The organism is Bartonella elizabethae F9251 = ATCC 49927, assembly GCF_000518165.1.
Lineage (GTDB): Bacteria > Pseudomonadota > Alphaproteobacteria > Rhizobiales > Rhizobiaceae > Bartonella > Bartonella elizabethae.
The window spans coordinates 459,730-471,975 of sequence record NZ_JADB01000001.1 but is presented as its reverse complement, the minus strand read 5'-3'; the positions used below and the strand labels follow the sequence as shown (position 1 = coordinate 471,975).

General features: G+C 39.0%; 13 protein-coding genes. 9 read left to right on the top strand and 4 right to left on the bottom strand.

Annotated elements, in window-relative coordinates:
• Positions 1-76: 76 nt before the first annotated feature.
• The 4 genes from T429_RS0102300 to T429_RS0102285 form a co-directional block, all read right to left on the bottom strand.
• A complete protein-coding gene (locus T429_RS0102300) occupies positions 77-313 on the bottom strand; it encodes an acyl carrier protein (RefSeq protein ID WP_004860281.1) in 237 nt (78 codons plus the stop codon).
• Between the two features lie 261 nt (positions 314-574).
• Complete coding sequence (fabG, locus tag T429_RS0102295; protein WP_005773739.1) at positions 575-1,312, bottom strand: 3-oxoacyl-[acyl-carrier-protein] reductase; 738 nt, start codon at positions 1,310-1,312, stop codon at positions 575-577.
• A 21-nt stretch (positions 1,313-1,333) separates the two neighbouring features.
• The gene (gene fabD, locus T429_RS0102290) at positions 1,334-2,278 is read right to left on the bottom strand and encodes an ACP S-malonyltransferase (RefSeq protein WP_005773740.1); all 945 of its coding nucleotides are present in this window, start codon (positions 2,276-2,278) and stop codon (positions 1,334-1,336) included.
• A 78-nt stretch (positions 2,279-2,356) separates the two neighbouring features.
• Positions 2,357-2,944, bottom strand: coding sequence for an undecaprenyl-diphosphatase (locus T429_RS0102285; protein ID WP_005773741.1), 588 nt, complete (start codon positions 2,942-2,944; stop codon positions 2,357-2,359).
• A 334-nt stretch (positions 2,945-3,278) separates the two neighbouring features.
• Between T429_RS0102285 and rpsF the strand changes: the two genes are divergently transcribed.
• From rpsF to T429_RS0102240, 9 genes are all read left to right on the top strand, one after another.
• Positions 3,279-3,686: a 30S ribosomal protein S6 gene (rpsF, locus tag T429_RS0102280; RefSeq protein WP_005773743.1), complete on the top strand. Its 408-nt coding sequence runs from the start codon at positions 3,279-3,281 to the stop codon at positions 3,684-3,686.
• Positions 3,686-3,934 (top strand): 30S ribosomal protein S18, encoded by a 249-nt coding sequence (gene rpsR, locus T429_RS0102275; RefSeq protein WP_005773744.1) that lies wholly within the window; start codon positions 3,686-3,688, stop codon positions 3,932-3,934. Before rpsF ends, rpsR begins: the two co-directional genes overlap by 1 nt.
• A 151-nt stretch (positions 3,935-4,085) precedes the next feature.
• The gene (locus T429_RS0102270) at positions 4,086-5,066 is read left to right on the top strand and encodes a hypothetical protein (RefSeq protein WP_005773745.1); all 981 of its coding nucleotides are present in this window, start codon (positions 4,086-4,088) and stop codon (positions 5,064-5,066) included.
• A gap of 25 nt (positions 5,067-5,091) precedes the next feature.
• Positions 5,092-5,688: a 50S ribosomal protein L9 gene (gene rplI / locus T429_RS0102265; RefSeq protein ID WP_005773747.1), complete on the top strand. Its 597-nt coding sequence runs from the start codon at positions 5,092-5,094 to the stop codon at positions 5,686-5,688.
• 582 nt (positions 5,689-6,270) lie between these two features.
• Positions 6,271-7,761, top strand: coding sequence for a replicative DNA helicase (locus T429_RS0102260; RefSeq protein ID WP_005773748.1), 1,491 nt, complete (start codon positions 6,271-6,273; stop codon positions 7,759-7,761).
• 6 nt (positions 7,762-7,767) lie between these two features.
• Positions 7,768-9,165, top strand: a complete 1,398-nt coding sequence (radA, locus tag T429_RS0102255; protein WP_005773749.1) for a DNA repair protein RadA — start codon at positions 7,768-7,770, stop codon at positions 9,163-9,165.
• 119 nt (positions 9,166-9,284) lie between these two features.
• Complete coding sequence (locus T429_RS0102250; protein ID WP_005773750.1) at positions 9,285-9,866, top strand: CvpA family protein; 582 nt, start codon at positions 9,285-9,287, stop codon at positions 9,864-9,866.
• Between the two features lie 78 nt (positions 9,867-9,944).
• The gene (purF, locus tag T429_RS0102245; RefSeq protein ID WP_005773751.1) at positions 9,945-11,435 is read left to right on the top strand and encodes an amidophosphoribosyltransferase; all 1,491 of its coding nucleotides are present in this window, start codon (positions 9,945-9,947) and stop codon (positions 11,433-11,435) included.
• Between the two features lie 2 nt (positions 11,436-11,437).
• Positions 11,438-12,187, top strand: a complete 750-nt coding sequence (locus tag T429_RS0102240; protein WP_005773752.1) for an SDR family NAD(P)-dependent oxidoreductase — start codon at positions 11,438-11,440, stop codon at positions 12,185-12,187.
• Positions 12,188-12,246 lie beyond the last annotated feature (59 nt).

The following is a 12,246-nucleotide window of genomic DNA, read 5'->3' as shown; positions in this document are numbered from 1 at the left end:
AGCTCTCAAAGCTCTCTTTTCAAAAGAGCCCCGAAGAACACAGGCAAAAGCAATAAATGCCTTTGCCCTTTAATCATCATGCAGAAGCTTTATCAATGAATTTGACGGCATCACCAACTGTGAAAATCGTTTCAGCAGCTTCATCTGGAATTTCTACACCAAATTCTTCTTCAAAAGCCATAACGAGCTCAACCGTATCAAGGCTATCAGCCCCTAGATCATCGATAAAACTCGCATTTTCCACGACTTTATCAGCATTAACCCCAAGATGTTCCACAATAATTTTCTTAACGCGCTCTACTGTATCACTCATGTTGAAATCCTCGAATTTATATTTTCCTATAATTTGGTTAACTATATCGGCCCATCTAATCAAGCAATAGATGCATTCCTTTAAAAGATTTTAGCAATGATTTAAAACATCCTGTGGATATCCCCTACAAAATGAACCAATCTGACATTCCGACATCAATTGATCAACGACCATGTTAAAGAAATAGCGCATCTTTCCATTTCAATCGTTACTATCTAAAATAATACAGCTTATAAATCAATGTGGAATACAAGAAAATACTTAAATCATTGCCATTCCACCATTAATATGCAGTGTTTGACCTGTCATATAGGCTGCTTCATCGCTCGCTAAATAAACAGCAGCTGTGGCTATTTCTTGCCCGCTCCCCATACGCTTCATTGGAATCGCAGCCATAATGGCTTCTTTTTGCTTTTCATTAAGCTTATCTGTCATGGCAGATTTAATAAATCCTGGAGCAATACAATTGACGGTAATGTTTCGTGAAGCAATTTCTTGTGCCAATGCTTTAGAAAAACCTATCAAACCTGCTTTTGCAGCACAATAATTCGTTTGTCCAGGATTGCCCACAACACCAACAACAGATGTAATATTAATAACCCTTCCATAACGACGGCGCATCATAAAATGCACTAATTCACGCGTCAAAAGAGAAGCAGCTGTTAGGTTAACTTCTAAGACATCATCCCAGTCTTTATCTTGCATACGCACAAAAAGACCATCCCGAGTGATTCCCGCATTGTTAACCAAAATATCAACGCCATCCATTTCTTTTTCTGCAACTTCAGCCAATTGTTTAATCGATTGACGTTCAGAAAGATTAGCGGGAAACACTAAAACATTCTGTCCTAATTCTGCTGCCAATTCTTTAAGCTTGTCTTCACGTGTTCCATGAAGTCCAACAATGGCTCCCCTTGCATGGAAACAACGTGCTATTGCCTCACCAATTCCTCCTGATGCCCCCGTTACAAGAGCTTTGCGTCCTGTTAATTTAAACATGTTTTTAAACTCCTTCATAGATTAAAGGCCAAGCATTCCTAGCGCTGATTCTATTTCATCAACTGTTCCAATTGTTACCCCCTTTATATCCTTGTTAATACGACGCGTTAAACCTGTTAATACTTTTCCAGAACCAACTTCAAAAAGCGTATCAACCCCATGAGAACCCATCCATTCTATTGTTTCACGCCACCGTACCCTGCCTGTTACTTGTTGAACAAGAAGAGTAGCAATACGCTCAGGATCACTTTCTGGTGCAACAGAAACATTAGCAATCAAAGGAATAATAGGGGCCGCTTTGTTAACAGTCAAAAGTGCTTTCTTCATGGCATTCGCAGCAGGCTGCATTAAAGACGAATGAAAAGGTGCAGAAACCGGAAGAAGAAGCGCACGTTTTGCACCTTTTGTTGATGCAATCTCTACCGCTGTCTCAACGGCTTTTGCTTCACCTGAAATAACAATTTGCCCACCACCATTATCATTGGCAATCTGACATAATCCTTCTCCAGAAACAGTTTTGCAAATTTCTTCTACCACGTGCTCTTCCAAACCGATAAGTGCTGCCATAGCGCCTTCACCAACTGGAACAGCAGCCTGCATGGCATTGCCACGAATACGCAAAAGCCTTGCCGTATCTGTAAGACTGAATGTACCAGCAGCACAAAGAGCTGAATATTCGCCCAAAGAATGACCGGCAACAAACTTTACCTTTTCTTCTATACGAATCCCTAATTGTTCCATCACACGAATGACAGCCATGGATACAGCCATTAATGCTGGTTGTGCATTGGCTGTTAACGTTAAGACATCTGCTGGTCCTTCAAAAATGATCTCTGATAATTTCTCACCCAAAGCATCATCAACTTCCTCAAAAACCATTCGCGCCGCACAAAATTGCTCTGCAAGCGCCTTCCCCATCCCAACGAGTTGACTCCCTTGCCCTGGAAAAATAAAAGCTGCACCCATTCATCGACTCCTAATATTGTGCCATTAACTTATTTTCTTTTGACCTTATTCATCCGCAAAAAGTCAAGATAAAGTGCTTTATTTAGAACGAATACCTCTCTTCAAATTATATCTTAAGGGTGGAACTTGATATAAAAACTTAGGAAAATATGGAGCTATAAACTGAATAATTCCCAGACTTATGAGACTTCCTAAAATGGTACCTGCTAAAATATCAAAGGGATAATGTACCCCCACAAAGATGCGTGCCCAACAGATCAAGCATAAAAACACCATAGCAAATTTAAAAGTACCTTTATATCGGTAAAAATAAAAGCTTGCTGTATAAGCTGCAATGGTCAAGGCATGATTACTAGGGAAAGAAGCTGTTGCTCGATGTTTAATCAGCGGTGTCGTCAATCCTACAACGAATGGGCGTGGATGAAAATAAATGAGAGAAATAAGATAACCTATCAAAAGGGCTATGCTAATGCTCATGCAAATGCTTAACACGATACATCGTTCCCTTTCCCCACCACAAAACCACAATATACAAAGGTGAAGAGGAATCATGTAAATTAAAAACTTTGCGCAAAAAATACCAAACAAAACTAAAATTGACCAAGACTGATGATTGCCGACAAATATCTTAAAGAGCGTAACATCAATCTGGTTTAAAAAGTCCATTTTTTTCTCCTTTACCTGTATGTTACAGTATTACCTCTTTATAGAAGAGGGAAATATATCAAGATTTAATAAATCTATTTTTTTATGTGTATAAACTTGCTATTTTAAAAGATAACCTGTAAATATGAAATGTTCTTTGCCGGCATTTAGCTGGAGGTTGAACGGAGGGCTGTAAAATATCAGTAGGAAATACAATGTTTCCGGCCTCCCGTGTCTCCGCTCTGAGATGTCTCAAATTATAAATGCGTCCTTTCTTCTTTGGATTTCCCCAAAAGGCAAGTCGCAGAGGCTTTGCGCTAAAACCGGTAAAATTTAATTGAAGAAAGGCAAAACAATGGCTCTTTATGAACATATGTTCCTTGCCCGACAAGATATTGCACCGCAGCAAGTCGATGAACTTTTGAGCCTTTACAAAGGCGTCATTGAAACGCACGGTGGAAAAGTTGGGCGTGTAGAAAATTGGGGACTTCGTCCTCTTGCTTATCGTATTCGTAAAAACCGTAAAGCTTATTATGTCTTGGTCAATATTGATGCACCAGCTGCAGCAATTGCTGAAATGGAGCGTCAGATGCGAATCAATGAAGATATTTTGCGCTATATGACCATTCGTGTAGAAAAACACGAAAAAGAAAAATCTGCGATGCTTTCGCACCTTGATCGCAATGCGCACGCTAGTCAGGATGAAGAGCGCTCTCGCTCCCCGCGTCGTCAACGTGAAAATGCTATGGAAGAGGTAGAATGATGACTGATACGAATCAAAACTCTGCACGTCGCCCTTTTCATCGTCGTCGTAAAACATGTCCTTTTTCAGGGGCTAATGCACCTAAAATTGATTATAAAGATATAAAATTATTACAACGTTATATTTCTGAACGTGGAAAAATTGTTCCTTCACGAATTACGGCTGTTAGTCAAAAAAAACAGCGTGAATTAGCTAATGCTATCAAACGCGCTCGCTTTTTAGGCTTACTTCCATACGTTATAAAGTAAACGATCAAGATACTTTGCAACTGGAGAAATTCTCCAGTTGCTTTTCTTATAGGATTTAGAAAAATAGCTTATTGTGTTCTATGTTAAGCTATTAAATGTAAAAGTTGAGGTGTCAACATGCCTCTAACTGCAAAAAGCAGGACAGCAATAAATGACAAAAAATCGTACTGATGAGATATTAACTGGTGTTTTGGCGGGATTGTTTTCTGTTGTGATAGGAATGGCAATTATTAGTGTTGCCAATATCGCTCCCTTTTTTTCTTTTTTTCTTGGCTGTTTTTTTTCATTGCCAATCTTTATTGTTGCGTTCGGTCAAGGAACATTTGCTAGCTTCGTTGCCTTAATAAGTGCGACTGTTGTTCTTTTCATTGCCACGGATGTCTATATTGCTCTTGGGCTTATGCTGTTATTTTTTCTTCCTGCTGTTTATGCCTCTTGGCTTCTTGGATTGGCAAGACCAGCGCAACAAGAAAATACATTAATATGGTACCCATTATCATCCGTTATTTTTCATTTAACTAACTTTATTGCTCTTATAGTCACCTTCATTGGACTCTATGTGAAAGCCAGTCCAAATACCCCTCTCATTGCAAAAAAAATCATTGAAAACATCGCACAAACTTTAAAACAATTGCCATCATTACAAGAAGCTAATATGCTTAATTTTAGTGAATTTTTAATGGCACATGCTGCAACTTTAGCAGCTATCGCTTTGGTATTTTATAGTTTGATTTTTCTCATTGGTAATCTTTATTTTTCAATGATAACAGCCCAATATATGAAGTGGCTGAAAAGACCTCGAGATGACTGGAGTAAAACTCTTCGCCTTCCAATTTCTGGAATTATTATTTTCATCCTTGTTTCCATCGCCTCAATGGCTGAATTGAACGATTCTCTTCATTTAGGTACATTTGTCTTTAGCTCTGCCTATACTGTCATCATATCAATTAGTGGTTTAGCCTATCTTCATAATATTACAAAAGGGGTTAGCGGTCGGGTTATTATACTTTCCTTTGTTTATATTGCTATTTTAACTGTCGTTTTTTTCCTACCTGTTTCTTGCATGATGCTTTTGATGGGCATTTGGGCTGCTATTCAATACAACTTTCAATCACACAAAAAACTTCCCTAAATTTATTTGTTCGAAAGGAAAAACTATGGATATTATTCTACTTGAGCGCATTCCTCGTCTTGGTCAGATGGGTGATATTGTCTCAGTGAAAGATGGTTATGCACGTAATTTTCTCTTGCCTCAAGGTAAAGCTTTACGCGCAAATGAAGCAAATAAAAAACATTTTGAGATCCAACGCGCACAACTTGAAGCACGTAATCTTGAACGCAAAAGTGAAGCACAAAAAATTGCTGAAAAACTTGATGGGCAATCATTTATTGCTGTTCGTTCTGCTGGTGAAACAGGACAACTTTATGGATCTGTGTCAACGCGTGATATTGCTGAAATCATAACAAGTGAAGGATTCTCTATTGGGCGAAATCAAATTGAACTTAATCATCCAATAAAAATGATCGGTCTTCATACGATTACTCTTAGCCTCCATCCTGAAGTTCAAATTTCTGTGGTTATTAACGTTGCACGCTCTACCAGTGAAGCACAACGCCAAGCAGAAGGTGAAACGCTTACTTCTTCTGAAGAAATATATGATATTCAAGAAGAAATATTAGAAGAAAATCAGGAAGAATTGTTGGCAGAAAAAATTAATGACAACGATATAAACAGTCCTCATCAAGAAGCTTAACTGCTCTTTGTGCTTTCTGTTTTATTTCTTTGATTCTATTTAAAATATTGGTCATAAAATACTCATGCCTTAAAGCTGAGTATTTTATGGTTTTTATATGTAAAGAACTAATTTTTATGAAAAATTGTAGATATGGCATATAAGAACATCCCATACCAAAAATAATAACAGCAATAAGGAGAAATGCTTTTGCTTCTCCAGCATAAAAAATAATTTAAAGCTACCCTTAAGAGTGAATTTTGCATGAGCGTTAAGTTAATGATATCGTCGCGTGATCTGATGTGAATTATAAAGAAGCCATTCCACTTACACCGGTATTAGAATTTTAAGATCACATAACTTCAAAATACTTCAATTTAGAGTACCAAAACTTCCACTTAAAATCACATATTATAAAAATAAAATACACGAAATAGATGCTATATTAATAATACATGAATGATAAATGAGCCTTTAGAAGAGACTTTTTAAAAATTATAGATTTTAACTTAAAATGAAGCTTTGTAGCTGTATTCTTTTAATGTACGATTTTCAATTTATCGCCTAAAGTCGCTAGACTTGGAATTTTAGTGGGAAAAGTTTATGGAAGAAACTAGCGTTGTTAATATCAGCTCTTCGAAAAAAGAAGATTCTCCTTCTTTTCGGCAACTTCCACATAATATTGAAGCTGAACAAGCATTACTTGGTGCCATCTTTATCAATAATGATTCTCTCGACCGCGTTTCGGATTTTCTAAAACCAGAACATTTTTTTGATCCGTTGCATCAAAAGATTTATGCTATTTTATCTCAGCTTATTAAAACAGGCAAACATGTAGATCCGGTTACGATCAAACCTCATATCCAAATGGAAGAGAAAATTGGAGATCTTACTGTATACCAGTATGTTGTTCGCTTAGCCAAAGAGGCAGTCACCATTATTAACGCTGAAGATTATGGACGCGTTATTTATGACCTTTTTATCCGTCGTTCTTTGATTAATCTTGGAACTCAAGTCGTCAATACAGCCTTTGATGCTCCTGTAGAGCTTACTCCTACCCAACAAATTGAAACTGTTGAAAATCAGTTATTTGAGCTCGCAGAAAAAGGAAAATATGGAGGCGGATTTGAGAATTTTAATGTGGCTGTCAAAAAAGCACTCGATATGGCAAGTGCTGCGAAGCAGCGTTCTTCGCAATTATCAGGGATAGCTACCCATATTAAAACACTTGATGAAAAAATGGGAGGGTTACAAGCATCTGACTTAATTATCCTTGCGGGACGCCCCGGTATGGGGAAAACCTCACTAGCAACCAACATTGCCTTTAATATTGCCAATGCTTATAATCATAATGGTAATAGGCAAGAAAATGAAGGCGGTATTGTAGGGTTCTTCTCTCTGGAAATGTCCTCAGAACAGCTTGCAACTCGTATTATTTCTGAACAAACAGAAGTCTCTTCTTCTGATATTCGACGGGGGAACATTTCAGATGAACAATTTTCAAAAATCATTCGTGCGGTAAACCAACTCCAAAAGGCCCCCCTTTATATTGATCAAACTGGGGGAATATCAATTACGCAACTGGCTGCTCGTGCTCGGCGTCTCAAGCGACAACATGGCTTAGATGTCTTGTTTATTGATTATATCCAACTCATGACAAGCAATTCAAAACGTTCATCAGAAAATCGTGTTCAAGAAATCACAGAAATTACCACAGGATTAAAAGCATTAGCGAAAGAATTGAATGTTCCTATTATTGCTCTGTCACAACTTTCGCGCCAAGTCGAAAACAGAACAGATAAACGTCCACAACTCTCCGATTTACGTGAATCTGGTTCTATCGAGCAAGATGCCGACATCGTTCTATTTGTTTATCGTGAAGAATATTATTTCAAAAATGAAGAACCTAAATTGGGTACTCTTGAACATACAAAATGGCAAGATGAAATGGATAAAATTATGGGGAAAGCTGATGTTATTGTGGCAAAACAGCGTCATGGCCCCACAGGAATCGTATCTCTTGCCTTTCAATCTGACTTTACACGCTTTAGTGATCTGGCAGATAGCAATTATCTTCCAGAACAAATCGGTTAAATCACCATGGTGCGCAACCGTATTCAATTTGTCTGTCAAAACTGTGGAACCGTCCATTCCCGTTGGGCAGGGAAATGTAGCGCCTGTGGAGAATGGAATTCCCTTATTGAAGAAAATGTAAATGGCGGCATAGGAAGTGGTCCTAAGCAGAATGCTCGTAAAGGACGCATCGTCGCCCTTACATCTCTTTCTGGAGATATCCAAGATGCTCCACGTATTCACTCTGGTATTGCTGAACTTGATCGTGTTACCGGGGGGGGATTTGTCCGTGGATCAGCACTCCTTGTTGGTGGAGATCCAGGTATTGGAAAATCAACATTGCTTACACAAACAGCTGCTGCTTTATCCCGCAAAGGGCATAATGTTATCTATGTCTCAGGTGAAGAGGCTATTGCACAAATTTGTCTACGCGCGCAAAGGCTTGGCGCTCATAATACAGAGGTGAAACTTGCTGCTGAAACCAATGTTGAAGATATTCTTGCAACCTTAAGCGAACATAAAAACCTTGACATGGTGATTATCGATTCAATTCAAACCCTATGGTCAGATACAGCAGATTCAGCTCCCGGCACTGTCACACAAGTCCGTATTGGTGCTCAGGCAATGATTCGCTTTGCCAAAAAAACAGGAGCCGCTGTTGTTCTTGTGGGGCATGTGACAAAAGATGGGCAAATTGCTGGTCCTCGGGTTGTTGAACACATGGTTGATGGTGTTCTCTATTTTGAAGGTGAAGGAGGACATCATTACCGCATTCTTAGAACTGTAAAAAATCGCTTCGGACCAACAGATGAAATTGGTGTTTTTGAAATGTCTGATAAAGGTTTACGCGAAGTGATAAATCCATCCGAATTGTTTTTAGGAGAACGTAATGAAAAAGCACCAGGTGCAGCTGTTTTTGCAGGTATGGAGGGAACACGTCCGATATTGGTAGAAATTCAAGCTCTTGTTGCTCCTTCTTCTCTTGGAACACCAAGACGTGCAGTTGTCGGATGGGATGGAAATCGTCTTTCTATGATTCTCGCCGTTTTAGAAGCCCATTGTGGCATTCGTTTTGGACAGCATGATGTCTATCTGAACGTGGCAGGTGGATATCGTATATCAGAACCTGCTGCGGATTTAGCTGTAGCTGCTGCTTTGGTCTCTTCTCTTGCCAATATCCCTTTGCCAACGGATTATGTATATTTTGGTGAAGTCAGTCTTTCAGGAGCTACTCGTGCTGTTGCACATTCAGCACAACGCATCAATGAGGCAAAAAAACTCGGCTTTCAGGGGGCATTTCATCCCACGACAACAACGGAAATGATAAAGTCGCTCCATTTTCAACAAAAAACTTTCTCCGACCTTCCCGAACTTGTTGCTACTCTTACCGCAAGTAAAAAATGGTCTACACCACAGGCAGAATAATATAGAAAAAACGCTATAAAATACAAAATATCCTTGCTATAAGAAGAAAAAATGACCTAACAAAAATATATTTGCACACAGATTTAAAGAACACAACTTTATGTATAAGGAACAAACAAATGATCATAACAATCCTTGATGGAATTGTCGTAGTCATCATCCTGTTGTCCGCTTTTCTTGCTATGCTTCGAGGATTTTCACGTGAAGTGCTATCGTTGATTTCTTGGGCAATCGCAGCTGTTACGACACTGTTTTTATTCAAGCCTGTCTTACCTTTCTTTGAACAATATTTCTCTAATAAAATGATTGCATTGATCACAACATTGGTCACAATTTTTATTATTGTTCTTATTATTACTTCGATTATTGCAATGAAGATCTCCGATTTTATTATTGATAGTCGAATTGGTATCCTTGACCGTACTATTGGTTTTATTTTTGGAGCACTTCGCGGTTTACTGATTATGGTCATCGGTATGTTGCTGATTAATGCACTGATTAAACCCGAGCACCAAGCAGACTGGTTAAAAAATGCCAGAACAAGGCCTATCTTAGATTCACTGGGACAAAAAGTTTGGGAAATACTCCCAAAAGATCTTGGATCTGTTCTCGAAAAGGCAGAAAATTTGTTTAAAGACAGTGATAAATATACGAATAAGAAACAACCTCATGAAAAAACGCTTCTTAAAAATGGAGAATAGCTTTTCATGAGGAAAAAGAACTAAATGATGTAAAATGTGATATTAATGATTCCTCTCTATCACAACTGAAAGAATATGATGATAAAAAGCGATATTTCCTGTCAAGAATTTTCATTAGATGATGATACCCTTCACGAAGAATGCGGGGTTTTTGGCATTCTTGGGCATGAAGATGCTGCAACATTAACCGCTCTTGGACTTCACGCACTCCAGCATCGTGGGCAAGAAGCAGCTGGTATTGTTTCTTATCATAATAAAATATTTCATCAAGAAAAGCATTTAGGTCTCGTTGGTGATCACTATACAAACCCCGCAACACTTGCACGCTTACCAGGGAATCGCGCTATTGGACATACCCGTTATTCAACAACTGGAGAAGTGGCATTACGCAATGTTCAACCTCTTTTTGCTGAATTGAAAGTTGGAGGTATTGCTATTGCGCATAATGGTAATCTTACCAATGGTCTTACATTGCGCCGTGAACTCATCGCTTCTGGTGCTATCTGTCAATCAACTTCAGATTCAGAGGTTTTTCTCCATCTGATTGCCCGCTCACGTTATGAATCGTCCTCTGATCGTTTTGTTGATGCGATTCGGCAAGTAGAAGGTGGGTATGCTATGTTAGCGCTCACACGTACAAAGCTTATTGCGGCACGCGATCCAACCGGAATTAGACCTCTCGTGATGGGAGAACTTGATGGAAAGCCTATCTTTTGTTCTGAAACTTGTGCCCTTGATATTATTGGAGCAAAATATGTTCGTGATGTTAAAAATGGAGAAATTATCATATGTGAAATACAAAAAAATGGAGAAATTACGAAAAAAATTATAAAACCAGAAAATGCAAAACCAGAAAAACTTTGCTTATTTGAATATGTTTATTTTGCCCGTCCGGACTCAATCGTTGGTGGGCGTAGTGTTTATACAACACGCAAAAATATGGGAATCCGTTTAGCACAGGAAGCTCCTTGTGAGGGGGATGTTGTGGTTCCTGTTCCAGATGGTGGAACACCTGCAGCGATTGGCTATGCACAAGAAATTGGAATCCCCTTCGAGCTTGGTATTATTCGTAATCACTACGTTGGTCGCACTTTTATCGAACCAACACAGCAAATTCGTGCTTTTGGCGTCAAGTTAAAACATTCGGCAAACCGTCCTGTGATTGAGGGAAAACGGGTTATTCTGGTTGATGACTCTATTGTACGGGGAACAACTTCCCTTAAAATTGTACGAATGCTTCGCGATGCAGGAGCAAAGGAAGTTCATATGCGCGTCTCTAGCCCTATGATTTTCTATCCTGATTTTTATGGCATTGATACACCTAAAGCCGAAAGCCTTTTAGCAAATCAATATCCAGATTTAAAATCTATGTGCAATTTTATTGGAGCAGACTCTTTAGAATTTCTTTCAACGGACGGATTATATCTTGCTGTAGCAGGGGAAAAACGAAATAACGCCGATCCACAATTTACTGACCATTATTTTACTGGATATTATCCTACGCATCTGGTTGATCAAGAAAACCTCTCCAAAATTCATCAATCATCTGTTCTTAAAACAAGAGATTAATGATGACAAAACGTGACTTTAGTCTCCATGGGCGCGTTGCACTTGTTACTGGTGCATCAAGAGGTATTGGCTATTATTTGGCACTTGAGCTTGCTGCACGCGGTGCTCATATTATTGCTCTTGCACGAACAGTTAGCGGACTGACTGAATTGGACAATCAAATCCGAAAAAAAGGGGCTCTTGCTACCCTCGTTCCGCTCGATTTACATCATATGGAAAATATCGATGCTCTTGCACTCTCAATTGCCAATCGCTGGAAAAAACTCGATATTATCGTTGCAAATGCAGGAATCCTTGGAATACTTTCACCAATAGCACATATAGAAAATACGGTCTTTGAAGATGTCTTTCAAATAAATCTTTTCAGCCAATGGCGCTTAATAAAAGCCGTTGAGCCTTTATTACGTGAATCTGACGCTGGACGAGCCATCTTGTTATCCTCAAGCGTTGCTCATGTTGCACGCCCTTTCTGGGGGGCTTATGCAGCCTCTAAAGCGGCTTTAGAAATGATTGCTCGTTGTTGGGCAGAAGAACTCAAACAAACTCCTATTAAGATCAATTGTGTCAACCCTGGAGCCACACGTACAGCGATGCGCGCTGAAGCTATGCCGGGTGAAGATCCAGAAACGCTCCCCTCACCACAAGAGGTTGCAAAAAAAATAGTCCATTTGCTCTCACCTGATTTAAAGGAAACTGGAAAACTCTTTAATGTCCGTGAAAATCGGTTTGTGGATTATTATGCCCCTCATTGATATCATCTGAAATGTAAATAGACCAATCTCTCTCTTTCCTGCACTTCTTAACAGAAGAA

Coding starts and splice junctions, on each gene's coding strand:
- T429_RS0102300 (WP_004860281.1), bottom strand. CDS start 313: ATGAGTGATACAGTAGAGCGCGTTAAGAAAATTATTGTGGAACATCTT.
- fabG (WP_005773739.1), bottom strand. CDS start 1,312: ATGTTTAAATTAACAGGACGCAAAGCTCTTGTAACGGGGGCATCAGGA.
- fabD (WP_005773740.1), bottom strand. CDS start 2,278: ATGGGTGCAGCTTTTATTTTTCCAGGGCAAGGGAGTCAACTCGTTGGG.
- T429_RS0102285 (WP_005773741.1), bottom strand. CDS start 2,944: ATGGACTTTTTAAACCAGATTGATGTTACGCTCTTTAAGATATTTGTC.
- rpsF (WP_005773743.1), top strand. CDS start 3,279: ATGGCTCTTTATGAACATATGTTCCTTGCCCGACAAGATATTGCACCG.
- rpsR (WP_005773744.1), top strand. CDS start 3,686: ATGACTGATACGAATCAAAACTCTGCACGTCGCCCTTTTCATCGTCGT.
- T429_RS0102270 (WP_005773745.1), top strand. CDS start 4,086: ATGACAAAAAATCGTACTGATGAGATATTAACTGGTGTTTTGGCGGGA.
- rplI (WP_005773747.1), top strand. CDS start 5,092: ATGGATATTATTCTACTTGAGCGCATTCCTCGTCTTGGTCAGATGGGT.
- T429_RS0102260 (WP_005773748.1), top strand. CDS start 6,271: ATGGAAGAAACTAGCGTTGTTAATATCAGCTCTTCGAAAAAAGAAGAT.
- radA (WP_005773749.1), top strand. CDS start 7,768: ATGGTGCGCAACCGTATTCAATTTGTCTGTCAAAACTGTGGAACCGTC.
- T429_RS0102250 (WP_005773750.1), top strand. CDS start 9,285: ATGATCATAACAATCCTTGATGGAATTGTCGTAGTCATCATCCTGTTG.
- purF (WP_005773751.1), top strand. CDS start 9,945: ATGATAAAAAGCGATATTTCCTGTCAAGAATTTTCATTAGATGATGAT.
- T429_RS0102240 (WP_005773752.1), top strand. CDS start 11,438: ATGACAAAACGTGACTTTAGTCTCCATGGGCGCGTTGCACTTGTTACT.